Source organism: Gluconacetobacter asukensis (assembly GCF_014174375.1).
In the GTDB taxonomy this organism is placed as follows: Bacteria; Pseudomonadota; Alphaproteobacteria; order Acetobacterales; family Acetobacteraceae; genus Gluconacetobacter; species Gluconacetobacter asukensis.
In genome coordinates, this window is the sequence record NZ_JABEQE010000006.1 from 134,501 (window position 1) to 159,138 (window position 24,638).

At 65.6% G+C, this 24,638-nt stretch carries 19 protein-coding genes; 16 read left to right on the forward strand and 3 right to left on the reverse strand.

The features are described from left to right. Nucleotide 1 precedes the first annotated feature (1 nt). The 16 genes from nuoH to parC all read left to right on the forward strand — a co-directional run bounded on the left by nuoH (nucleotide 2) and on the right by parC (nucleotide 21,024). Nucleotides 2–1,027: an NADH-quinone oxidoreductase subunit NuoH gene (gene nuoH, locus HLH35_RS08905; RefSeq protein ID WP_182949730.1), complete on the forward strand. Its 1,026-nt coding sequence runs from the start codon at nucleotides 2–4 to the stop codon at nucleotides 1,025–1,027. Next, the gene (nuoI, locus tag HLH35_RS08910) at nucleotides 1,027–1,515 is read left to right on the forward strand and encodes an NADH-quinone oxidoreductase subunit NuoI (protein WP_182949729.1); all 489 of its coding nucleotides are present in this window, start codon (nucleotides 1,027–1,029) and stop codon (nucleotides 1,513–1,515) included. The genes nuoH and nuoI overlap by 1 nt, the downstream gene beginning before the upstream one ends. Before the next feature lie 60 nt (nucleotides 1,516–1,575). Next, nucleotides 1,576–2,340 (forward strand): NADH-quinone oxidoreductase subunit J, encoded by a 765-nt coding sequence (locus tag HLH35_RS08915; RefSeq protein ID WP_182978808.1) that lies wholly within the window; start codon nucleotides 1,576–1,578, stop codon nucleotides 2,338–2,340. Then, nucleotides 2,337–2,660 carry an NADH-quinone oxidoreductase subunit NuoK gene (nuoK, locus tag HLH35_RS08920; RefSeq protein WP_012227311.1) on the forward strand — a complete coding sequence of 108 codons (324 nt, stop codon included), beginning with the start codon at nucleotides 2,337–2,339 and terminating at the stop codon, nucleotides 2,658–2,660. The genes HLH35_RS08915 and nuoK overlap by 4 nt, the downstream gene beginning before the upstream one ends. Nucleotides 2,661–2,667: 7 nt before the next feature. Next, the gene (gene nuoL / locus HLH35_RS08925) at nucleotides 2,668–4,608 is read left to right on the forward strand and encodes an NADH-quinone oxidoreductase subunit L (RefSeq protein ID WP_182978809.1); all 1,941 of its coding nucleotides are present in this window, start codon (nucleotides 2,668–2,670) and stop codon (nucleotides 4,606–4,608) included. A 23-nt stretch (nucleotides 4,609–4,631) separates the two neighbouring features. After that, entirely contained in the window at nucleotides 4,632–6,056 is a 1,425-nt protein-coding gene (gene nuoN / locus HLH35_RS08930; protein ID WP_182978810.1) for an NADH-quinone oxidoreductase subunit NuoN, read from the forward strand. Beyond that, nucleotides 6,053–6,838, forward strand: a complete 786-nt coding sequence (locus tag HLH35_RS08935; protein WP_338029320.1) for a biotin--[acetyl-CoA-carboxylase] ligase — start codon at nucleotides 6,053–6,055, stop codon at nucleotides 6,836–6,838. Before nuoN ends, HLH35_RS08935 begins: the two co-directional genes overlap by 4 nt. 268 nt (nucleotides 6,839–7,106) lie before the next feature. Continuing rightward, on the forward strand, nucleotides 7,107–8,753 hold the full coding sequence (locus tag HLH35_RS08940) for a ribonuclease J (protein WP_182978811.1): 1,647 nt from the start codon (nucleotides 7,107–7,109) through the stop codon (nucleotides 8,751–8,753). 315 nt (nucleotides 8,754–9,068) lie between these two features. Then, nucleotides 9,069–10,385, forward strand: a complete 1,317-nt coding sequence (gene proS, locus HLH35_RS08945; protein WP_182978812.1) for a proline--tRNA ligase — start codon at nucleotides 9,069–9,071, stop codon at nucleotides 10,383–10,385. A 3-nt stretch (nucleotides 10,386–10,388) separates the two neighbouring features. Further along, the gene (locus HLH35_RS08950) at nucleotides 10,389–11,639 is read left to right on the forward strand and encodes a lipoprotein-releasing ABC transporter permease subunit (protein ID WP_182978813.1); all 1,251 of its coding nucleotides are present in this window, start codon (nucleotides 10,389–10,391) and stop codon (nucleotides 11,637–11,639) included. Beyond that, on the forward strand, nucleotides 11,632–12,327 hold the full coding sequence (locus HLH35_RS08955) for an ABC transporter ATP-binding protein (protein ID WP_182978814.1): 696 nt from the start codon (nucleotides 11,632–11,634) through the stop codon (nucleotides 12,325–12,327). The genes HLH35_RS08950 and HLH35_RS08955 overlap by 8 nt, the downstream gene beginning before the upstream one ends. A 164-nt stretch (nucleotides 12,328–12,491) precedes the next feature. After that, nucleotides 12,492–15,920, forward strand: coding sequence for a DNA polymerase III subunit alpha (gene dnaE, locus HLH35_RS08960; protein WP_182978815.1), 3,429 nt, complete (start codon nucleotides 12,492–12,494; stop codon nucleotides 15,918–15,920). A gap of 197 nt (nucleotides 15,921–16,117) precedes the next feature. After that, complete coding sequence (gene rpsB, locus HLH35_RS08965) at nucleotides 16,118–16,906, forward strand: 30S ribosomal protein S2 (protein WP_182964058.1); 789 nt, start codon at nucleotides 16,118–16,120, stop codon at nucleotides 16,904–16,906. A 121-nt stretch (nucleotides 16,907–17,027) separates the two neighbouring features. Next, nucleotides 17,028–17,933, forward strand: a complete 906-nt coding sequence (gene tsf / locus HLH35_RS08970) for a translation elongation factor Ts (protein WP_182978816.1) — start codon at nucleotides 17,028–17,030, stop codon at nucleotides 17,931–17,933. A 42-nt stretch (nucleotides 17,934–17,975) separates the two neighbouring features. After that, a complete protein-coding gene (recO, locus tag HLH35_RS08975; RefSeq protein ID WP_182978817.1) occupies nucleotides 17,976–18,725 on the forward strand; it encodes a DNA repair protein RecO in 750 nt (249 codons plus the stop codon). A 79-nt stretch (nucleotides 18,726–18,804) separates the two neighbouring features. Beyond that, nucleotides 18,805–21,024 (forward strand): DNA topoisomerase IV subunit A, encoded by a 2,220-nt coding sequence (parC, locus tag HLH35_RS08980; RefSeq protein ID WP_182978818.1) that lies wholly within the window; start codon nucleotides 18,805–18,807, stop codon nucleotides 21,022–21,024. Nucleotides 21,025–21,044: 20 nt separating this feature from the next. On the opposite strand, the gene HLH35_RS08985 is transcribed toward parC, so the two are convergent. From HLH35_RS08985 to HLH35_RS08995, 3 genes are all read right to left on the reverse strand, one after another. Continuing rightward, the gene (locus tag HLH35_RS08985; RefSeq protein WP_182978819.1) at nucleotides 21,045–21,824 is read right to left on the reverse strand and encodes an arginyltransferase; all 780 of its coding nucleotides are present in this window, start codon (nucleotides 21,822–21,824) and stop codon (nucleotides 21,045–21,047) included. Nucleotides 21,825–22,019: 195 nt separating this feature from the next. After that, on the reverse strand, nucleotides 22,020–23,015 hold the full coding sequence (hemB, locus tag HLH35_RS08990) for a porphobilinogen synthase (protein ID WP_182978820.1): 996 nt from the start codon (nucleotides 23,013–23,015) through the stop codon (nucleotides 22,020–22,022). A 101-nt stretch (nucleotides 23,016–23,116) separates the two neighbouring features. Then, nucleotides 23,117–24,577: an amino acid permease gene (locus HLH35_RS08995; protein WP_182978821.1), complete on the reverse strand. Its 1,461-nt coding sequence runs from the start codon at nucleotides 24,575–24,577 to the stop codon at nucleotides 23,117–23,119. Nucleotides 24,578–24,638: the final 61 nt, after the last annotated feature.

Genomic DNA, 24,638 nt, shown 5'->3' on the forward strand with positions numbered 1-24,638 from the left:
CGTGGCGCATTTCTTTCTGCACACAATGATCGGCCAGGTGATCCTGACGGTTCTCGAGGCGCTGGCCGTTCTGGTGCCGCTTCTGCTGGGCGTGGCCTATCTGACGCTGGCCGAGCGCAAGGTCATGGCGGCGATGCAGCTGCGCAAGGGGCCGAACGTCAACGGCCCGTTCGGCGTGCTGCAGGCCTTTGCCGACGCAATCAAGATGATCACCAAGGAAACCGTGATCCCGTCCGGTGCCAACCGTTTCCTGTTCCTGTTCGCGCCGTTCCTGACCTTTTCGCTGGCCATGACCGCCTGGGCGGTCATTCCCACCAATGATGGCTGGGCGATCGCGAACATCAATGTCGGGGTGCTCTATCTGCTCGCGATCTCGTCGCTGGGTGTCTATGGCGTGCTGATCGCGGGTTGGGCGTCGAATTCGAAATACGCCTTTCTCGGCGGCCTTCGCGCGGCGGCGCAGATGGTGTCGTACGAGGTGTCGATCGGTCTGGTGATCGTGTCGGTGCTGTTGGCGGTGGGCAGCCTGAACCTGAACGACATCGTGCTGGCGCAGCGCCATGTCTGGTTCTGCCTGCCGATGTTCCCGATGTTCATCATCTTCTTCATCTCGGCGCTGGCGGAAACCAACCGCGCGCCGTTCGACCTGCCCGAGGGCGAGAGTGAACTGGTGGCCGGCTTCTTCGTCGAATATTCGGCGCTGGCCTTCGGCCTCTTCTTCCTCGGCGAATATGCCAACATGTTCCTGATGTCGGGGATGGTCAGCATCCTGTTCCTTGGTGGCTGGCTGCCGCCGATCGGGATCGCGCCCTTTACCTGGATACCGGGGCCGCTGTGGCTGATTGCTAAAATCCTGTTCTGCCTGTTCGTCTTCATCTGGGTGCGCGCGACATTCCCGCGCTACCGCTACGACCAGCTGATGCGGCTGGGATGGAAAGTGTTCCTCCCGCTCTCGCTGGTGTGGATGGTGCTGACGGCGGGCTTCCTGCTGGCCACCGGGCTGTTGCCCCAGGGAGGAGCGAGCTGATGGGCACTCTTGACCGAACGGTCCGTTCCTTCCTGCTGGCCGAATTGGTGGCCGGCATGGGGGCGACGCTGCGGGCCTTCTTCAAACCGAAGGTGACGATCAACTATCCGTACGAAAAGGGGCCGCTCTCGCCGCGTTTCCGTGGCGAGCATGCGCTGCGCCGCTATCCGAACGGCGAGGAACGCTGCATTGCCTGCAAGCTGTGCGAGGCGACCTGCCCGGCGGAGGCGATCACGATCGAATCCGAACCGCGCGATGACGGGTCGCGGCGCACCACGCGCTACGACATCGACATGACGAAATGCATCTATTGCGGCCTGTGCGAGGAAGCCTGCCCGGTCGATGCGATCGTCGAGGGGCCGAATTACGAGTTCGCGACCGAGACGCGCGAGGAACTCATGTACAACAAGGACAAGCTGCTCGCCAACGGCGACCGCTGGGAAAGTGTCCTGGCACGACGGCTGGAACTCGATGCGCCCTATCGTTGAGGGAGAGGCCGAGCCAGTGAGGCAGCGGGAGAAAAGAGCCATGCGGCAGGAAGGTCACCGATGATGACCCAAATCGTCTTCTACGTGTTCGCGACGGTACTGGTCCTGTCGGCCGGAATGGTGGTCAGCGCGCGTAATCCCGTTCACTCCGTACTGTTCCTGATCCTGGCCTTTTTCAATGCCGCGGGTCTGTTCCTGGTCGCGGGGGCCGAATTTCTCGCGATGATCCTGGTCATCGTCTATGTCGGCGCCGTCGCGGTGCTGTTCCTGTTCGTCGTGATGATGCTCGATGTCCGCTTCGCGCAGATGCGGGAAGGATTGCAGCGTTATGCGCCCTTCGGGGCGGCGGTGGGGCTGGTGCTGCTGGCCGAACTGGCGCTGGCGTTCAGCCACTGGCAGGTCGCACAGGATATCGCCTCGGTCCCGCATGTGGTGGCGGCGCCGGGGCGGACCAATACCGCGGCGCTGGGTGACGTGCTGTATACGCATTACGTCTTCCTGTTCGAAGCGTGCGGCCTGGTGCTGCTGGTGGCGATGATCGGCGCCATTGTGCTGACGCTGCGCGAACGGCCGATGGGGCGGCGGCAGAATATCGATCGCCAGCACGAACGCACGGCGGCGGATACGCTGGCCATGATGACCGTGCCCCTGGGGCAGGGCGTGGCGGCCAATGGCGGCTTCCGCCGGCCGGAACATTCCTACTACATCGCGTCGGTTCCGGGATCGTACGGGGTGACGGAAGAGCCCGTGCCTCAGGGCAAGCCGGTCGATAAGACCGCGCAGGGCGGGCACGGCACCGACAATCATGGAGGGCTGCCGCAATGACCGGCGGACTGGGAAGCATCGGCATCGGGCCCTATCTGACGGTCAGTGCCATCCTGCTGGTTCTGGGTGTGTTCGGCATTTTCCTGAACCGCAAGAACGTCATCATCATCCTGATGTCGATCGAGTTGATCCTGCTGTCGGCGAATTTGAATTTCGTCGCGTTTTCTTCCGCGCTCGGCGATCTGTCCGGGCAGGTCTTCACCCTGTTCGTCCTGACCATCGCGGCGGCTGAATCCGCCATCGGGCTGGCGATCGTGACGGTCTATTTCCGCAATCGCGGTTCGATCGAGGTCGAAGACATCACCATGATGAAGGGCTGAGCGGGCCATGCAAACGGCATCTACCCTTTTCGAGATCGCGGTCCTCGGACCCCTGTTCGCCTGCATGGTGGCGGGACTGTTCGGGCGGATGATGGGCGACGGGCCGGCCAAGGCGCTGACCACGTCCGTCATGGTGATCGCGGCCCTGTGCGGCAGCGGGGCGCTGTTCACCGCGATGCATGCCGGGGGCATGCCGGTCGTGGTGCAATTGGCGGACTGGATCCGTGCCGGCAGTTTCCATGCCGCCTGGACGCTGCGGCTGGATACGCTGTCGCTGTCGATGGTCGCCATGGTCACGGCGGTTTCGGCCCTCGTGCATATCTACAGCATCGGTTACATGGGGCATGAGACGACCCCGACCTATCGGTTCTTTTCGTATCTCTCGCTCTTCACCTTCGCCATGCTGATGCTGGTGACGTCGAACGACCTGATCCAGCTCTTCTTCGGCTGGGAAGGCGTGGGTTTGGCCAGCTATCTGCTGATTGGCTACTGGTACGACCGGCCCAGCGCCTGCGCCGCCGCGATCAAGGCCTTTGTGGTCAATCGCGTGGCCGATCTGTTTTTCATGGTCGGTATCGCGCTGCTGTTCGTCGAATTCGGCTCGGTGACCTACGACAATATCTTCGCGCTGGTGCCGGCGCATGGCGACGACACCTATACGCTGTTCGGCACGCACCGGATCTACGAGACGATCTGCCTGCTGCTGTTCATCGGTGCGATGGGCAAGTCGGCGCAGCTTTTCCTGCACACCTGGCTGCCGGATGCGATGGAAGGCCCGACACCGGTCTCGGCCCTGATCCATGCCGCGACCATGGTGACCGCCGGCGTGTTCCTGATGGCGCGCATGTCGCCGCTGGTGGAATTCGCGCCCGACACCAAGGCCTTCATCCTCTTTATCGGGGCGACGACCTGCTTCTTTGCCGCCACGGTCGGGCTGGTGCAGCCGGATATCAAGCGCACGATCGCCTATTCGACCTGTTCGCAGCTTGGCTACATGTTCATGGCCGTCGGGGCCGGGGCCTATCAGGCGTCGATGTTTCATCTGACGACGCATGCCTTCTTCAAGGCACTGCTGTTCCTGGGCGCGGGCTCGGTGATCCATGCCGTGCATGATGAGCAGAACATGTTCCGCATGGGCGGGCTGTGGAAGAAGATCCCGCTGACCTATGGCGCGATGTGGGTGGGCAGCCTGGCCCTGGCCGGCATCTTCCCCTTCGCCGGTTATTGGTCCAAGGACGCGATCCTGGAAGCCACGTGGATGGCCCATAGCAGCCTCGGCTTCTATGGCTGGACGCTGGGCTGCGTCACGGCCTTCATTACCGCGCTGTATAGCTGGCGCCTGATCTTCCTGGTCTTCCATGGCGCGCCGCGCGATGCGCATCTGCATGAGGGGGCGCATGAAAGCCCGGCCTGGATGACGCTGCCGCTGGTTCTGCTGGGGGTGGGCGCGGTGCTGGCCGGGCTGCTGCTGGCGCCGTACTATGTCGGCGAGGGCCAGGCGGCCTTCTGGAACGGGGCGATCGTGAATGCGCCGGGCAATACCATCATCGCGACGCTGGAACAGACGCCGGAACTGATTGCGCTGGTGCCGACCATTGCCGGTGTGCTGGGTATTCTGGTCGCTTACCTGTGCTACGTGGCCAGCCCCGCCATTCCGGTGTCGCTGGCGACCAGTTTGCGGCCGATCTACCTGTTCCTGCTGAACAAATGGTATTTCGACGAGCTGTATGACCATCTGTTCGTCCGGCCGTATCGGGCGTTGGCCAACCTGCTGTGGAAAGGCGCGGATGAAGGGGTGATCGAGGGGATTCCCCACGGTCTGGCCCGGATGACGGCGGGAACCGCCGCCCAGGCGGTGCGGACCCAGACCGGTTCGATCGCGATCTATGCCTTCACGATGCTGATCGGCCTGGTGGTGCTCGTCTCCACCCTGCTGGTCTTCCACTGATCTCCGGGAACGGGTTTGAACCGATGAACTGGACACTTGCTCTGCCGGAAATCGTCCTGGCACTGTGCGGCCTCGCGATCCTCGTCTTCGGGGTGGTGCAGAAGAAGGGGCAGCCGTTCCTCGCCTGCTCCATGCTGACGATCGGCGCCTTCGTCCTGACCGCGTTCCTGGTCGTGATGTCGCCGGACGGGACCGGCTACAACCACATCTTCATCAATGACAGCTTTGCCCGCTTCATGAAGCTGCTCAGCCTGGCAGGCGGGGCGCTGGCGACGATGCTGACCGTGGGCTACGCGCGGGACCTGAAGGTGGAGCGGTTCGAATTCCCGGTCCTGCTGCTGTTCTCGACGCTGGGCACCATGATGATGGCGTCGTCGGGTAATCTGATGACTCTGTTCATCGGGTTGGAGCTGTCGTCGCTGGCCATCTACATCCTCTGCGCCTTCGCGCGGGACGATGTGCGGGGCGCCGAGGCGGGGCTGAAATATTTCGTGCTCGGGTCGCTGGCCTCGGGCCTGCTGCTCTATGGTTCGGCGCTGGTCTATGGCTTTGCCGGCACCATGGAATATGGCGCCATCCAGACGGCGCTCAGCGCCACCTCCGCCGTGCCGATGGGGTTGATGATCGGCATTGTGTTCATGCTGGCGGGGCTGACCTTCAAGCTGTCGGCGGTGCCATTCCATATGTGGACGCCTGATGTGTATCAGGGCGCGCCGACCCCGGTGACCGCCTTCATGGCCGGCGCGCCGAAGATCGCGGCCTTTGCGCTGCTGCTGCGGGTGATGGCGGGGCCGTTCGGCCATGTCGCGCCGCAATGGCAGATCCTGGTCGAGGCCATTGCGATCGTCTCGATGCTGTTCGGGTCGCTGGCCGCCATTCCGCAGACCGATATCAAGCGACTGATGGCTTATTCCTCGATCGGCCATATGGGCTATGCGCTGATGGGCCTGTCGGCCGGGACCGAAGAGGGCATGCGCGGCACGCTGGTCTATCTGACCACCTATCTGCTCATGAATGTCGGGGCCTTTGCCGTGATCATCGCCATGCGCCGCAAGGGGCGCGCGGTGACCGGGATTGTCGACCTGGCCGGCCTGGGCCGTACCGATCCGGGGCTGGCCACCGCCATGGCGATCTTCATGTTCAGCATGGCGGGAGCGCCGCCGCTGGCCGGGTTCTTCGGCAAGCTGATGGTGTTCTATGCCGCGATCAACGCCCATCTGTTCGGGTTGGCGGCGGTTGGTGTCGTCAGCAGCGTGATCGGTGCCTATTATTATGTGCGCATCATCAAGGTGATGTTCTTCGATGAGGCGGCGGCGCCGCTCGACCGGCGGCCGCTGTCGCTGTCCTTCGTCTCGGTTGGGATGGGGGTTGCGACGGCCGGGTTCCTGATCGTGCTGGGTCCGGTTTCGACCGCGGCTCAGGCAGCGGCGCAGGCCCTGTTCAGGTGACGGTGGGGTTGGCGCCGGGTGCGACCGCCTGGCGCCTCGAGATCCATGACGAGCTGGGCTCGACCTCCGATCATTGTATCGCGCGGGCTGGCGAGGGAGCGGAGGCCGGACTGGCGGTCATGGCCCGCCGCCAGACCAGCGGCCGGGGTAGTCGGGGCCGCGACTGGCAGGACCCGGGCGGCAATCTGGCATTCTCGGTCCTGCTGCGTCCCGCCGAGGCGGATGGCGCGGTGGGGCTGTGGCCGTTTGTGGCCAGCCTGGCCTTTCACGGGGCGATCCTGCCGTGGATTCACGATCCGGCGCAGTTGCGGCTGAAATGGCCCAATGACCTGCTGCTGGCGGGATGCAAGACCGCCGGCATCCTGATCGAGCGTGGGAGCGATGCCACGGGACGCTGGCTGGTCATCGGGTTCGGGGCCAATCTGCGGGCCGTGCCCGCGATTGCCGGACGGAGCCTGGCCTGCGTCGCCGCCTATGGAACGGCCCCGGACCCCGAGATCGTGGCCCGTGCGATCTGCGCCGAACTGGACCGCTGGCAGGCGGTGTGGCGCGCGGAGGGCTTTGCTTTGCTGCGCGCGGCATGGCTGGAGCGCGCCCACCCGCCGGGCACCAGACTTGTGGTGCGCGGCGAAAGCGGGCAGGTAGAAGGTTCATTCGTCGGCCTGGACGAGCAGGGGATGCTCCTGCTGCACTGCGCCGACGGGCTGAAACGGATTTCGACCGGCGAGATCCTGCTGCTGGACCGCGATGCCGCCGGGGCGTCGGGCGGCACGGGAACCTGACAGCCGGTCTGGGTTTTAGGGTCGCACGGGTCTGATGATCGTCGAGCGGGAAGAGTGATTCCCGGCTCCGATCTCATGGGACCGCGCGGCCGGACGCGGCGGGATTGCCCCCAGGAGGGGCGTTGGAGTCTGATGGACAGGATTGCTGTCCACAAAGGGAGAGATGTCGGCAGGCCCATCGCAGGCCATGCGGACCATCCCGATATGCATATTCCCATGAAGGGACTGTTTTCCCGTCATGATTCGTGTTGGTACAAAAGGATAGGTTATGAACGACACCAATGATGGTCTGGCCTTTCTGCCTCTGGGCGGAACGGGCGAGATCGGCATGAATCTGAATCTCTACCGGCTGGGGTCCACCTGGCTGGCCATCGATTGTGGGATCGGCTTTTCCGGCAACGACACGCCGGAAGCCGAGATCCTGATGCCGGACCCGGTCTTCATCGTCGAGCGCAAGAACGATCTGGCCGGGCTGGTCATTACCCACGCGCATGAGGACCATCTGGGGGCGGTCGCCCATCTGTGGCCGCGTCTGGGCTGCCCGATCTATGCCACGCCTTTTGCCGCCTCGGTGCTGCGCCGCAAGCTGAGCGAGGCGCATCTGACCCAGCAGGTGAAGATCCATGTCATCGCTCCGGGCGGCGCCTTCAATGTCGGGCCGTTCGACCTGCGTTTCATCCCGGTGACGCATTCGGTGCCCGAGGCGCAGGCGGTGGTGCTGCGCACCCCCCATGGCATTATCGTGCATACCGGCGACTGGAAATTCGACCCCCAGCCGATGGTGGGCCCGCCCACCGATGTTGCGGCGTTTGAGGCGCTGGGCGACGAGGGCGTGCTGGCCATGGTCTGCGACAGCACCAATGTGATGACGCAGGGGCCGTCGGCGTCGGAATCCGACGTGCGGCGGAGCATGACCGACCTGATCGCCTCGCTGAGCGGGCGCATCGCCGTGACCTGCTTTGCCAGCAACGTGGCGCGCATCGAGACCATTGCCAAGGCGGCGCAGGCGGCCGGCCGGTCGGTGGTGATCGTTGGGCGTTCGCTGCGCAATCTGGATGTGTCGGCGCGGGAATGCGGCTATCTGGCCGATGTGCCGCCCTTTCTGTCCGAGCAGGAAGCCAATTCGCTGCCCGACGATGAAGTGGTGATGATCATCACCGGCAGCCAGGGCGAGCCGCGTTCGGCCCTGTCGCGTATCGCCAGCGACAGCCACCCCAACATCTCGCTGGGTGAGGGGGATACGGTCATCTACAGCAGCCGCATGATCCCGGGCAACGAGCAGGCGGTCATGCAGGTGCAGGACAATCTGACGCGTCGCGGCGTGCGCGTGCTGACCGACCGTGACCATCTGGTGCATGTGTCCGGCCATGCCACGGGCGGCGACGTGCGGCGACTGTTCGACCTGGTGCGGCCGCGCTTTGCGGTGCCGGTGCATGGTGAATGGCGCCACCTGACGGCCAATGCCGCGATCGCCCGCGAAAAGGGTGTGCTGCCGATCCTGCTGGAGGATGGTGACATCCTGAACCTGGCGCCGGGTGCGGTCGAGGTGGTGGATACCGCGCCGACCGGCCGGCTGGTGCTGGATGGCGGGCGGCTGCTGCCGATGAATGGCGGCGTGCTGGCGGCGCGCCGGCGCATGCTGTTCAACGGCATCGTGATGGGCAGCTTTGCGGTGGATGACGAGGGCTATCTGATCGGCGACCCGAAGGTGAGCGCGCCCGGACTGCTGGACCCCGAGGACCCCGAGACCAGCCGCCTGACCGAAGAATTCGGCAATGCGCTGGATGAGATCCCTGACGAGCTGCGCCGGGACGACAATACGTTCCGCGAGGCGGCGAAAACGGCGCTGCGCCGTGCGCTGGGGCGGAAACTGCAGAAGCGGCCGCTGGTCGACGTCCATCTGTTGCGGGTCTAGGCCTCTTCGGAAGAGGCGCCCCCAAAGAGGGGAGACCGGGAGGGTTGCGGCAGAAAGGTGCGTCGTCCTTCCTGCCGGCCCCGGACGTTTTTTCCCTAAACCCGGCGTTTCTCCGGATTGGGTGGCCGCACTTTATGAGCCCTGACCCGGCATGTCACGGGTTGGGGCGGCTCCGGCCCTTCACAGTTGGGTGTTGTCCATTCCGGCGCGCGCCGTGTTGCCGGACATGGCGGCGGCGCGGATTCTGGCGTATTCGTCTTGTCCTGAATAACGAACCATCCGGCGCTGCGCCGGTCTTTCGAGGTTGATAACGGTATGCGTCTGTCGCGCGGCTTCCTGCCCACTCTCAAGGAGAATCCTGCCGAGGCGCAGGTCATTTCCCACCGGCTGATGTTGCGGGCCGGGCTGATCCGCCAGACGGCGGCGGGGATCTATGCCTGGTTGCCGGCGGGTTGGCGCGTGCTGCAGAACATTTCGCGCATCGTGCGCGAGGAGCAGGATGCGATCGGGGCGCAGGAACTGCTGATGCCGACCGTCCAGTCGGCCGAATTGTGGAAGCGGTCGGGCCGCTATGACGCCTACGGACCGGAAATGTTGCGCATTCAGGACCGGCATGAGCGCGAGCTGCTCTACGGACCGACCAACGAGGAGATGATCACCGATCTGTTCGGGCAGGTGATCAAATCCTACAAGGAACTGCCGCAGGCGCTTTACCATATCCAGTGGAAGTTCCGTGACGAGGTGCGGCCCCGCTTCGGCGTGATGCGTGGGCGCGAGTTCCTGATGAAGGACGCCTACAGCTTCGACATCGATTATGCCTCGGCGGTCGATTCCTACCGGCGGATGATGCTGGCCTATCTGCGCACCTTCCAGCGGCTGGGCGTCAAGGCGATCCCGATGGTGGCCGATACCGGGCCGATCGGCGGCGAGTTGAGCCATGAATTCCTGATCCTGGCGCCGACCGGCGAAAGCGGCGTCTTCTTCGACAGCGCGTTCGAGGCGCAGGACTGGCTGTCGGAGCCGGTGGATATCGACGACCGGGAGTCGCTGGACGCGTTCTTCACCCGCATGACCTCGTTCTATGCCGCGACGGACGAGAAGCATGACGAGGCCGCCTGGGCAAATGTGCCGGACGAGCGCCGGCGCGAGGGGCGGGGCATCGAGGTCGGTCATATCTTCCATTTCGGCCGCAAATATACCGAATCGATGGAGATCACCGTCAGCGGGCCGGACGGCGCGCCGCTCTATCCGGAAATGGGATCTTACGGGATTGGCGTTTCGCGTCTGGTGGCCGCGATCATCGAGGCCAGCCATGACGAGAACGGCATCATCTGGCCCGACAGCGTGGCGCCGTTCCGTGCCGCGATCCTGAACCTGAAATCGGGCGACGCCACCTGCGATGCGATCTGCGAGAAGATCTATGCGGCCTCGCCGGAGAATTTCCTCTACGACGACCGGGGCGAGCGTGCGGGCGTGAAGTTTGCCGATGCCGACCTGATGGGCCATCCCTGGCAGGTCATCGTCGGCCCGCGCGGTGCCAAGGATGGGGTGGTGGAACTGAAGCGTCGCGCCGACGGTACGCGCGTCGAGCTGCCGGTGGATGAGGCCCTGACGCGTATCCTCGGGGGCTGATCCATGTTCGGTCCGTTCGAACGGGCGGTTGCCGGCCGGTATCTGCGGGCTCGCAAGGGCGAGCGGTTCGTATCGGTCATCGCCATCTTCTCGCTGGTCGGCATCGCGCTGGGTGTGGCGACGCTGATCATCGTCATGTCGGTGATGAACGGGTTCAAGGCCGACCTGATGGGACGGATCCTGGGCCTGAACGGTGATCTGAGCCTGTTCGGCGTGAGCCGGACCATCGGGGATTATGACGATCTGGCGGCGACCGTGCGCCAGGTGCCCGGCGTGGTGACCGCCACGCCGCTGATCGAGGGGCAGGCGCTGCTCAATTCGGGCTCGTACAACGCCGGCGGCATGGTGCGGGGCATGACCATGCAGGGGCTGCGGGACCTGCATGAGGTCAGCGATTCGCTGGTTGCCGGGTCGCTGGACAAGTTTGTCGGCAATGACGCGATCATCATCGGCGTGACGCTGGCGGAACGGGCGGGCCTGTCGGTGGGGTCGAAGATCACGCTGATCTCGCCCAACGGGGCGGCGACGCCGTTCGGCACCATGCCGCGCATCCGTGCCTATCATGTGGTCGGCATCTTCGATGCCGGCATGAACGATTATAATGTGGGCTATGTGTTCCTGCCGCTGGCGGCGGCGCAGATCTATTTCGAGATGCCTGCGCAGGTGACGCAGATCCAGGTGATGACGCGGGACCCGACGAATGTGCGGCCGGTGCGTCAGGCGATCGAGCAGGCGGTGGTCGCCGATCCGCGCGTGCGGGTGCTGGACTGGACACAGAGCAACAATGCGTTCTTCGGTGCGGTGCAGGTGGAACAGAACGTGCTGTTCCTGATCCTGACGCTGATCGTGCTGGTGGCAGCGTTCAATGTGATCTCGTCGCTGATCATGATGGTGAAGGACAAGACCGGGGATATTGCGGTGCTGCGCACCATCGGCGCCACGCGCGGGGCGATCATGCGCATCTTCCTGATGTGCGGGGCTTCGGTCGGGGTGACGGGGACGGCGATCGGCACCGTCATCGGGATCGTGTTCTGTCTGAATATCGAGCGTATCCGCCAGTTCCTGCAATCGCTGACCGGGACCAACCTGTTCAATCCGGAAATCTATTACCTGGAGCGCCTGCCCGCGAAGCTGGTCTGGCCGCAGGTGTTCGAGGTGATCGGCATGGCGCTGGTGCTGTCGCTGCTGGCGACGCTCTATCCATCCTGGCGCGCGGCGCGGACTGATCCGGTGGAGGCCCTGCGCCATGAATGACGCATCCGATATGCCGCTGGTGCTGCGTGATGTGCGCCGCACCTTTCGCAGTGGCGACGAGCGGCTGGACGTGCTGCGGGGTGTGGATCTGAGCCTGCGGGCCGGCGAGATCGTGGCGCTGGTTGCGCCGTCCGGCACGGGCAAATCGACCCTGCTGCATCTGGCGGGGCTGCTGGAATCGCCCGATGCGGGCCAGGTTATCGTTGGCGGGCAGGATGCCGGGCGGCTGGGGGATCTGGAACGGACCGCGATCCGTCGGCGCATGATCGGCTTTGTCTATCAGGCGCATCATCTGCTGCCGGAATTCACGGCGCTTGAGAATGTGGTGTTGCCGCAACTGATCGCGGGCGTACGCCGGGCCGATGCGCGGGTGCGGGCGGAGGCGCTGCTGGGCTCGTTCGGGCTGGCGCATCGGCTGGACCATCTGCCGGGGCGCCTGTCGGGGGGCGAGAAGCAGCGTGTGGCGATTGCGCGGGCCCTGGCCAATCGGCCGGGAATCCTGCTGGCGGATGAACCGACGGGGAATCTGGACGTGAAGACGTCCGAGGCCGTGTTCGATGAATTGCTGCACATGGTTCGGGGGCAGGGGGTGGCGGCGCTGATTGCCACGCATAACGAGGAACTGGCGGCGCGGATGGACCGCGTTGTCACTTTGCGCGACGGGCAGTTAGTGGATCTGGGTTCCTAGGCGGGGGAAAGGGTCTCTTCTTTTTCTGAAGGAAAAGAAGCAAAAAGACTTTTGATTCGTTCAGGGTATCGTAACGTGCAAGCGCAAAGCTGCTGAATGGATCAGAAGTTTTTTGGTTCTTTTTTTCAAAAAAGAACGAAGGACCCTGTGATAGAATTCCCGGCATGTCCTACGCCGATTTCGTCCATCTTCGTGTCCATTCCGCCTATTCGCTCAGCCAGGGGGCGATCCGGGTGCCGGATATCGCCGGGCTGGCGAAGGACATGCGGATGCCGGCGGTGGCGATCACCGATACGGGCAATCTGTTCGGCGCGCTTGAATTCTCGCAATATTGCTCGGGCAAGGGCGTGCAGCCGATCATCGGCTGCCAGATCGGCCTGCCGCCGCGCGGGGACAAGCCCGGCCTGCCGGCGGAGCCGGTGGTGTTGCTGGCGCAGGACGATATCGGGTTGATGAACCTGCAATATCTGTCCTCGCAAGGGTTCCTGCAGGGCGATACTGCCGAGCCGACGGTACCGCTGGAGACGCTGTGTGCGCGCGCCGAAGGCTTGATCCTGCTGACCGGGGGCACGCGGGGGCCGCTGTTTCGCCTGCTGGCCGATGGGCAGCAGGCCGAGGCCGCGCGGTGGCTGGAAACGTTGCGCGAGGCGTTCGGCGACCGGCTGGCGGTGGAGTTGCATCGCCATGGCCTGCCGGTCGAGCAGGCGGTGGAGCCGGGCATGATCGCACTGGCCGACCGGCTGGGGCTGCCGCTGGTGGCGACCAATGAATGTTTCTTCCCTAATCCGGGGATGTACGAGGCGCATGATGCGCTGCTGTGCATCGCGCAGGGGCGCACGATCGCCGAGCGCGACCGCTGGCGGGTGACGCCGGAACATTGGTTCAAGCCGCCCGAGATGATGCGCGAACTGTTCGCCGACCTGCCGGAGGCCTGCGACAACACGCTGGCCATCGCCCGGCGCTGTGCGGTGCGGGTCGAGACGCGCAAGCCGCTGCTGCCGGTATGCCCCAAGGTGCAGCCGGGATCGACCGAAGAGGAAACGCTGCGCGCGATGGCGGCCGAGGGGCTGGAAGATCGCCTTTCGCGCATGACGATGGATGACGGGACCCGGCAGGTCTATCGCGACCGGCTGACCTTCGAACTCGACATCATCGCGAAGATGGGCTTCCCCGGCTATTTCATGATCGTTGCCGACTTTATCCAGTGGGCGAAGGCGCATGACATTCCGGTGGGGCCGGGGCGTGGATCGGGTGCGGGGTCGCTGGCTGCCTGGGCGCTGACGATTACCGATATCGATCCGATTCCCTTCAACCTGCTGTTCGAGCGGTTCCTGAACCCGGAACGCGTGTCGATGCCCGATTTCGATATCGATTTCTGCCAGGACCGGCGGGACGAGGTGATCCGCTACGTGCGGGGGGAATATGGTCCCGACCGGGTGGCGCAGATCATCACCTTCGGAAAATTGCAGGCGCGGGCGGCGGTGCGCGATGTGGGCCGTGTGCTGGGCCTGCCGTTCGGCATGGTCAACAAGGTGGCGGAACTGATTCCGAACAACCCGGCCAAGCCCGTGACCCTGAAGCAGGCGATCGAGGGCGAGCCCCGGTTGCAGGAGATGCGCGACGACGACGAGGCGATCCGTCGCCTGCTGGAGATCGGCCAGCAGCTTGAGGGCCTGTATCGGCATGCCAGCACCCATGCGGCCGGCGTGGTGATCGGCGACCGCCAGCTTGTCGAACTGGTGCCGCTCTATCGCGACCCCAAGAGCGACATGCTGGTGACGCAGTACAACATGAAGTTCGTCGAGCAGGCGGGGCTGGTGAAGTTCGACTTCCTGGGCCTGACCACGCTGACGATTCTTCAGCGCGCCGTGCAGTTCCTCAAGGGGCTGGGGGAGACGGTGGAATTGTCTGCCCTGCCGCTGGACGATGCGCTGACCTACGAGATGCTGGCGCGGGGCGATACCGGCGGCGTGTTCCAGTTCGAAGGCGCTGGCATGCGCGACGTCCTGAAGCAGATGCGCCCAACGCGGCTGGAGGATCTGATCGCGGCGGTGGCGCTGTATCGGCCGGGGCCGATGGCCAATATCCCGGATTATTGCCGCCGCAAGCATGGCGAGGCGTGGGAGCCGCCGCATGAGGAGATCCGCTCGATCCTGGAAGAGACCTACGGCATCATGGTCTACCAGGAACAGGTGATGCAGATCGCCCAGAAGATGGCGGGCTACAGCCTGGGCGGCGCCGACCTGCTGCGCCGTGCGATGGGCAAGAAGATCCGCGCCGAAATGGATAAGCAGCGCGAGATCTTCACCGAGGGCGCGGTGGGGCGCGGCATCGACCATGACAAGGCGGTCGAGGTCTTCGACCTGATGGCCAAGTTCGCGGATTACGGGTTCAATAAATCCCATGCCGCCGCTTATGCGCTGGTGTCGTACCAGACGGCGTGGATGAAGGCGAACCATCCGGTGCCCTTCCTGGCGGCGTGCATGTCGCTGGCGCGGGAAAAGACCGACAAGCTGGCGGCCCTGCGGCAGGAGGCCGAGCGGCTGGGCATTCCGGTGCTGCCGCCCGACATCAACGCCTCGGGCCCGGATTTTACCGTCGAGCGCCTGGCGGACGGGCGGCTGGGCATTCGCTATGCCCTGGCGGCGGTGAAGAAGGTCGGGTTTTCGGCGATGGAGGCGCTGGTGGCGTCGCGCGGGGGGCGCCCGTTTGCTGACCTGGCCGACATGGCGGCGCGGGTCGATCCGCGGCAGTTGAACAAGATGCAGATCGAAAACCTGGCCAAGGCCGGGGCCTTCGATACCATCACCCCTAACCGGCATCTGGTTGCGGCGGCTTCGGAAACCGTGCTGCGCCGCGCGAACGCGCAGGCGGAGGAAGCGGCCAGCGGGCAGATCGGCCTGTTTGGCGGCGGGGGTGCTGCGGCGGCGCCCGAGCCGCTGCGCCTGCCCGACGTGGCCGACTGGCCGGAATTCGAGCGGCTGGGGATGGAGGCGGAAGCCATCGGCTTTCATCTGACGGCGCATCCGCTGGATTCCTATGGGCCGTTGCTGCGCCGGCTGGGGGCGGTGCGGGCCACGGGGCTGGAGGCGGCAGCCCAGGCCGGGCTGACCCGCGTGAAGATCGCGGGGTGCGTGGTCGACCGCAAGGAGCGGCCGACGCGCACCGGCAGCAAGATGGCGTGGGTTCGCCTGTCCGATTCCAGCGGCGGGTGCGAGGTCACGCTGTTTTCCGAGGTTCTGTCGCGCACCCGTGAGATCCTGACCGCCGGGACCGCCATCCTGGTGACGGCGGATCTGCGGCTGGATGGCGAGGCGCTGCGTATCACCGCCAGCGATGTGGTCTCGCTGGAACAGGCGGCGGCCGACGCGGCGGCGGAACTGCGCATCTGGTTCGACCGCGAGGATGCGGTGCCGCCGATCCATGACATCCTGTCCGACAGCAGGGGGGGGCGCGGCAAGGTCGTGCTGTTGCCGTCGGTGGCCGAGACGCGGGATGTCGAGGTGACGTTGCGGGGCGCCTATCGCGTGACGCCGCGCATGGCGCAGGCGATCCGGGCGGTGGCGGGTGTCGCGCGCGTGGAGCAGGCCTAAGGGCTTCAAAAGGCCGCTGCTGGCGGCCTGACGGCGGTTTTCCGCCACGCGCGGCTTGCATTCCGCGGCGAAAATGGCCATAGGACGCCCGTCGGTGGAAACACCGGCAATTCGCACGCGAGGCAATTCCTCTGGTGTCCCCCTGTGGGACCGGGGCCTCGCGGAGGAACAACCAGAAGATTAAGGATTCAGCCGCCATGGCTATGCCCGATTTCACCATGCGCCAACTGCTGGAAGCCGGCGTCCATTTCGGACACCACACCCGTCGCTGGAACCCGCGCATGGCGCCGTTCCTGTTCGGCGTGCGCAACCAGGTCCATATCATCGACCTGCAGCAGACCGTTCCGATGCTGGACCGCGCCCTGAAGGCGATCCGTGACACCGTCGCCGGTGGCGGCCGCGTCCTGTTCGTCGGCACCAAGCGCGCCGCCGCCGACCAGATCGCCGAAGCCGCGAAGCGCTCCGGCCAGTATTACGTCAACCACCGCTGGCTGGGCGGTATGCTGACGAACTGGAAGACCATCACCGGTTCGATCAAGCGCCTGCGCCAGATCGACGACATGCTGAGCGGCGACACGCACGGCCTGACGAAGAAGGAAATCCTGGACATCACCCGCAACCGCGAGAAGCTGGAGCGTTCGCTGGGTGGCATCAAGGAAATGGGCGGCCTGCCGGACATCCTGTTCGTGATCGACACGAACAAGGAGAAGCTGGCGGTCGAGGAAGCCAACAAGCTGGGCATTCCGGTCGTGGCGATCCTGGACAGCAATTCCGACCCGCGTGGCGTGACCTTCCCGATCCCGGGCAACGATGACGCCATCCGCGCCATCGCGCTGTATTGCGAGTTGGTGTCGGGCGCGGTGCTGGACGGCATTTCCGCCGAGCTGGGCGCGTCGGGCGAGGATTTCGGCGCTGCCGAGGAACTGCCGATCGACACCGCCGCCGAAGTGGCGGCAGCGGAAGCCGAGACCGCCCCGGCGGTCTGATCCCGGCGGATCGACTGAAGGGACCCCGGCCCATCCACGGGACGGGGTCTTGATGATGATGAAAGCGCGGGCGCGTCCGGCCGGAAGGCAGGGCGCGCCCCTGCCTTGAGGAGAGACGGATATGGCGGAGATTACCGCGGCCCTGGTGAAGGAACTTCGTGAGAAGACCGGCGCCGGCATGATGGATTGCAAGAAGGCCCTGAACGAGGCCGCTGGCGAGATCGAAGCGGCCATCGACTGGCTGCGCAAGAAGGGTCTGGCCGCCGCGGCGAAGAAGTCGGGCCGTGTCACGGCCGAGGGCCTGGTTGCCGTGGCTTCGGCTCCGAACCGCGCCGCCATCGTCGAAGTGAACGCCGAGACCGATTTCGTTGCCCGCAACGAGAGCTTCCAGGGCTTCGTCGAGGCCGTGGCCAAGGCCGCGCTGACGGCCGGCGAGGATCTGGAGAAGATCAAGGAAGTCGTGCTCGAGAGCGGCCGCACGGTTGCCGAGGAACTGACGCATCTGATCGCGACCATCGGCGAGAACATGTCGATCCGCCGCGCCCGCGTGCTGAGCGTGCCGTCGGGCGTCGTCGCCAGCTACATCCACTCGGCCGTCCGTCCGGGCCTGGGCAAGATCGGCGTCCTGGCCGCCATCGAGGCTCCGTCGGAGAGCGAGGCGCTGGAGATTCTGGGCCGCCAGATCGGCATGCATGTGGCCGCGACCCGTCCGGCCGCGCTGGATATCGACAGTGTCGATCCGGCCGCGCTGGAGCGTGAGCGCGCGGTGCTGGTCGAGCAGGCGCGTGCGTCGGGCAAGCCCGAGGCGATCATCGAGAAGATGGTCGATGGCCGTATCCGCAAGTTCTACGAGGAAGTCGTTCTTCTGGAGCAGGTGTGGGTGCATGACGGCGAAAGCCGCGTGCGCAAGGTCGTCGAGAAGGCCGGGGCGAAGCTGAACGGCTTCGAGCGCTTCCAGCTCGGCGAAGGCATCGAGAAGGAAGAGAACGACTTCGCGGCCGAAGTCGCGAAGGCCGCCGGCGGCTGATCGGCGCCCGGCAGGCGGCATGAACGGGGCGGGGCCTTCCTGATGGAATGGGAGGCGCCCGCCCTTGTGCTGTCTGCCGCCCCGTATGGCGAGAGCAGCGCCATCGTTCATCTGCTGACCGAGGAGCATGGATTGTTCCACGGTCTGTCGCGCGGCGGTGCCGCGCGCGCCGGGCGGGCGTTGTGGCAGCCCGGCAATCTGGTCCGGGCCGTATGGCGCGGCCGTTTGCCCGAACAGTTGGGCAATCTCTCCGGCGAACTGGTGCATGGGTCGGCGGCCCGGGTGATGTCCGCCCCGCTGGCGCTGGCCATGCTGGCCTCGGTCTGTGCGGTGGCCGATGGCAGCCTGCCGGAACGCGAGCCGCATCCGCGCATCTTTCATCTTCTGACCCGCTTCTTTGCCCTGATCAGCCTGGACCCCGAGATGGCGGCGTGGAACGGCATGGCGGCGCTGCTGCGGTGGGAGGCCTGCCTGCTGGGCGATCTGGGCTATGGGCTCGATCTGTCGGCCTGCGCGGTGACGGGGGCGACGGACGGGCTGGCCTGGGTGTCGCCTCGCACCGGGCGGGCCGTCAGCGACGCGGGGGCCGGCACGTGGCGGCCACGGCTGCTGCGCCTGCCGCCCCTGTTTCTGGACGAGGCCGATCCCGGCACCAGCACCGACTGGCAGGATGGATTGCGGCTGACGGGGCATTTCCTGGCGCGCGATGCCTTCGGCCAGCATCACCGGCCGCTGCCCGCTGCGCGATTGCGGCTGGCGGACATGATCGGGGCGATGGCGGCGCCGGGCTGAGCGCCCATTTGCCGTCGATCCGCGCGATGGACAAATCCTGCGTTTTCTCTATCTGTTCCTCCGGACAGGAGGAGTGCGCATGTCAGTGGAAACCAGTGGCCATATCGAGGAAACCCCCCTCGCGGAAGCGTTGAGCGAGCGCTACCTGGCCTATGCGATGTCCACCATCATGTCGCGGTCGCTGCCCGACGTGCGCGACGGGCTGAAGCCGGTGCATCGGCGGATGATCTACGCGATGCGGCAATTGCGTCTGGACCCGACTTCCGGGTTCAAGAAATGCGCCCGCGTCGTCGGCGACGTGATCGGTAAATACCATCCGCATGGCGATGCCTCGGTCTATGAGGCGCTGGTGCGGCTGGCGCAGGATTTCGCCGTGCGGTACCCGCTGGTCGAAGGGCAGGGGAATTTCGGTTCGATCGACGGCGATAACGCGGCGGCCATGCGGTACACCGAGGCGCGGATGACCGAGGTTGCCCGTGCGCTGTTGCAGGGAATCGACGAGGATTCGGTCGATTTCCGCCCGACCTATGATGGCGAGGAAGAGGAACCGGTCGTCATGCCGGCGGCCTTTCCGAACCTGCTGGCCAATGGCGCGGCGGGAATCGCGGTGGGCATGGCCACCAATATTCCGCCCCATAATGTCGGTGAGATCTGTGACGCGGCGATGCTGCTGGTCCGTAAGCCCGATTCCAGCGTGGCCGACCTGATGGAATTGATGCCGGGCCCCGATTTCCCGACCGGCGGTGTCATCGTCGAGGATCGGGTGACGCTGTTGCAGGCCTATGAGACCGGGCGCGGCAGCATCCGCATCCGTGCCCGCTGGGCGGTGGAGCAGGGGCGGTTCGGCACCTGGCAGATCGTGGTGACGGAAATTCCGTATCAGGTGCAGAAATCGCGCCTGATCGAGCTGATCGCCGACCTGATGGAACAGAAGAAGCTGCCGCTTCTGGGCGATATCCGCGATGAGAGCACCACCGACATCCGCCTGGTGTTGGAGCCGAAATCGCGCGGCGTCGAGCCCGAAGTGCTGATGGAGACGCTGTTCCGCGCCACGCCGCTGGAAAGCCGGTTCGGCCTGAACATGAACGTGCTGGGGGCCGACCGGGTGCCCGGCGTGCGCGATCTGCGCGAGGTGCTGCAGGCATGGCTGGACCATCGGCACGAGGTGTTGCAGCGGCGCAGCCGCCACCGGTTGCAGGCGGTGGATCGCCGGCTGGAGATCCTGGACGGTTTCCTTGCGGTCTATCTCAACCTCGACGAGGTGATCCGCATCATTCGCGAGGAGGATGATGCCAAGGCCGGGCTGATGGCGACGTTCTCGCTGACCGAATTGCAGGCGGATTCGATCCTGAACATGCGGCTGCGCAGCCTGCGCCGGCTGGAGGAGATCGAGATCCGCAAGGAACATGCCGACCTGACCGCCGAGCGTGCGGGCCTGAATGCCCTGCTGGAGAGCGAGACCCTGCGCTGGAAGACGATTGCCGGGGAAATCAAGGAGATCCGCAAGGCGTTCGGCAGTGGCAAGCTGGGCACGCGGCGCACCGAGCTGGCGGCCCCGCCGCGTGCCATCGACGTGTCGGTGGTCGAAGCCGTGGAGCGCGAGCCTCTGACACTGATCCTGTCGGCCAACGGGTGGGTCAAGACGGTCAAGGGTCATGCGGTCGATCCGGCGGCGCAGAAATTCAAGGAGGGGGACAAGTTCCGCCTGGCGGTGGAATGCCAGTCCACCGACCGGCTGTGCTTCTTCGCTACCGATGGCCGGGCCTTTACGGTGCGGGCCGCCGACCTGCCGCGTGGGCGGGGCGACGGCCAGCCGATCCGCCTGCTGGCCGATCTGTCGAACGACGAGGACGTGATCGCGGTGTTCCCGGTGCGCGAGGGCGGGCGGCATCTGCTGGCGTCCAGCGCCGGGCGCGGCCTTGTGGTCCGCGACGAGGACATGGTGGCGGAAAAGCGCACCGGGCGGCAGGTGCTGAACCTGAAGGACGACGAGAGCGCGCGCATCTGCCTGCCGGTCGAGGGCGATCATGTGGTGGTGCTGGGCCAGAATCACCGCATGCTGGTCTTCCCGGTGGCGCAATTGCCGGAAATGGCGCGCGGCCTGGGCGTGGCGCTGCAGAAATACAAGGATGGCGGGCTGCTGGACGCGTGCATCCTGTCATCGACGGATGGCGTGGCGTGGCCCGATCCGGCACGGGTGCGCGCTTTTGCCGATTTCCGCGATTATCTGGGCAAGCGGGCCGATGTCGGCCGTGCGGCGCCCGCTTGGGCGACGCGTAAACCTCGTCCGAAGGCATAAGGCCGGGCGTAGGCGTCCCGCTATTCCGGCAGGCCGATCGGGAAGCGGGTCGCGCTGCCGCCATTGGCGGGCAGGTTGGCGGGGTCGAGCGCCGTCCAACTGCCGTGATGCAGGATTTCCGCCGGGCGGAAGCGGGATTTATAGGCCATCTTGGCGCTGTCGCGAATCCAGTAGCCCAGATAGAGATAGGGCAGGCCCAGGCGCCCGGCATACGTGATCAGGTGCATGATGGCGTATGATCCCAGCGAATGCTCTTCCATGCCGGGGTCGTAGAAGCTGTAGACCGCCGACAGCCCGTCATCCAGCCGGTCGATCAGGCTGACGCAGACAAGCTGGTCTTCCGGGGTGCGGAATTCGACCATCGCCGTATCGACGGGCGTGTCCTCGATCATCGCACGGTAATCGTAGAAATTCATCGCCGCCATGTCGCCTTCCGCATGGCGGGCGAACTGGTAGCGCTGGAACAGCACGAACTGCTCGGTCGTGGCGTGGGCCGGGACTTCGAACCCTTCGATCGTCGCGTTGCGGCGCAGGGTGCGGCGTTGCGTTCGGTCGGGGCTGAACGTGGCAACCGGGACCCGGATGGGCACGCAGGCATTGCACGACGGACAGACCGGGGCATAGGCGATGGTGTGGCTGCGCCGGAACCCGGCGCGGGACAGGCGGTTGTGCAGCCGTTCGGCGTCCGGGCCGCCGATATCGGTCACGACCTTGCGTTCCATGCGGCCGGAAACATAGGGGCATGGCATGGGAGCGGTCGTGTAGAAAAGCTGCGGACGACGCGGCGATGTATAGGTCATACGCCTCCTCGACTGGCTTCAGCGCCCCATACGGGCCGGGGATGACAACGCGCCCCGTACATAACCTGAAGCGTCACGAGGCAGCGGTCCGAACCGATGGTAACGGCAAAGGAACCGGCTTGCATCACAAACCGCCATGAGGATGACGATTTGTGACGTGTGCATGACGGGGGCCTGCTGGCGGCCCCTGGTGGGTCAGCCGTCGCGCAGGCGGCGGGCGGCCTCGACCGCGAAATAGGTCAGCACGCCGCTGGCACCCGCGCGGCGGAAGGCCAGCAGGCTCTCCAGCATCGTGCGTTCGGGGTCCAGCCAGCCATTTTCCATGGCGGCGGTCAGCATCGCATATTCGCCCGACACCTGGTAGGCGAAGGTGGGTACGGCGAAGCGCTCGTGGACGCGGCGGATGACGTCCAGATAGGGCATGCCCGGCTTGACCATCACCATGTCCGCGCCTTCGGCCAGGTCGAGCGCTACTTCGCGCAGGGCCTCGTCGCTGTTGGCCGGGTCCATCTGATAGGTCTTCTTGTCGCCTTTCAGCAGGCCGCCCGAGCCCAGGGCGTCGCGGAACGGGCCGTAGAAGGCGCTGGCATATTTGGCGGCGTAGGACATGATCCGCGTGCCGACCAGGCCTTGGGTGTCCAGGTCGCGCCGGATAGCGCCGATGCGGCCGTCCATCATGTCGGAGGGGGCGATGATGTCGATGCCCGCCGCCGCCTGGTTGACCGCCTGTCGCGACAGCACATCGACGGATTCGTCATTGACGACGTAGCCGTCGCGGATCAGCCCGTCATGGCCGTGGTCGGTATAGGGGTCCAGCGCCACGTCGCCGATCAGGCCCATTTCGGGGAATTCGCGCTTCAGCAGGCGGGCGGCGCGACACATCAGATTGTCCGGATTGACGGCCTCGGACCCTTTTTCGTCACGCTGGCTGGTGGGGGTGATGGGGAACAGGGCGAGGGCCGGGATGTCCAGCTTCGCCGCCGGTTCGACATGGGCGGCCAGCCGGTCCAGCGTCACGCGGCGCACGCCGGGCATCGACGCCACGTCGGTCTGGCTATCGGTGCCTTCCATGACGAAGATCGGCCAGATCAGGTTGTCGACCGTCAGTTTCGTCTCGGCGACCAGGCGGCGGGTAAACGGGTCCTGGCGGTTGCGGCGCAGGCGGGTGGTGGGAAACTGGCCGAGCGTCATGATGCGGTCTCCGGAAATGACCGGCATATTATGGAACGCGTTCACCAGCGTGGCCAGACGCGCGGGGCGGGGGCCGATATGCCCCCGCGCCCGCCGCCGGGTCAGCTATCCTGGGCCAGGTGGCTGTTGCGCCGGCTGTAGCCGAAATAGATCGCCATGCCGATGACCAGCCAGACCGCCAGCCGGATCCAGGTCAGCCCGTCCAGCGACAGCATGACCGCCGTGCAGCAGACGATGCCGAGGATGGGGATGGTCGGACCGCCGGGCACACGGAAGCGGCGCTCCATGTCCGGGGCGCTGCGGCGCAGGAACATGACGCCGATACAGACGATGACGAAGGCCAGCAGGGTGCCGATCGAGGTCATGTGGGCGAGCTGGTCGATGGGCAGGAACGCCGCGAGCGCGCCGGTCAGGACCATGAACAGCAGGTTGGAATACCACGGCGTGCGCCACCGCGGGTGGATGGAGGCGAACAGGCGCGGCAGCAGCCCGTCACGCGACATGGCGTAGAAGACGCGGCTCTGGCCCAGCAGCAGGACCAGCAGGACCGAGGTGAAGCCGCAGATGATGCCGAACTTCACCGCCAGCTTCAGCCACGCGAAGGGGGTCTGGTCGATCGCGGTGGCAACCGGTGCCGCGTCGCCCAGCATGTCCTTGTAGTTCACCAGCCCTGTCAGCACGAGCGAGAACAGGACATAGGCGATCGTGCAGATCAGCAGGCTGCCCAGGATACCGATCGGCATGTCGCGCCCGGGATTGCGGGCTTCCTGCGCCGCGGTGGAGACGGCGTCGAAGCCTACATAGGCGAAGAAGATGGTGCCGGCCGCGCGCATGATGCCCGAGAAGCCGAAATGGCCGAAGGTGCCGGTATTGTCCGGAATGAAGGGGATGTAGTTCGCCGTCTTGATATAGGGGACGCCGAACGCGACGACGGCGACGATGATCGCCAGCTTCACCACCACGATGACGGCATTGACCCGCGCCGATTCGGACACGCCCCGGATCAGCAGCGCCGAGACGACGCAGATGATGAAGGCCGCCGGCAGGTTCATCAGCCCCGCCACGTGGCTGCCGTCGGGCAGCGCGACGGTTTCGAAGGGCGAGGCCAGCAGCCTGGGTGGAAGCGAAATCCCCCAACTGCCCAACAACGACGCGACGTACCGTGACCAGCTGACCGACACGGCGGCGGCGCCGACGGCATATTCCAGCACCAGGTCCCAGCCGATGATCCAGGCCACGACCTCGCCCAGCGCCATGTAGGCATAGCTGTAGGCGCTGCCGGCGATGGGGATCATGCTGGCCAGTTCGCTGTAGCACAGCCCGGCGAAGCCGCAGGCGATGGCGGCGACGATATAGGACAGCACCACGGCGGGGCCCGCATTCTCCGACGCGGCGATGCCGGTGAGTGAGAACAGGCCGGCGCCGATGGTGCAGCCGATTCCCAGCGCGATCAGGCTGGCCGGGCCGAGGACCCGCCGCAGGCCCTGCGTATCGGACGGAATTTCGATTCGTTTGCGGCGTAGCAGGCTCGAGCTGGAACGAGTGACGGGCGGCTGCGCCATGCAGGGCGTCTCCTGATAAGGGAATGTCGGACGGGAACAAACCGGGTCGCGGCGCGACCGG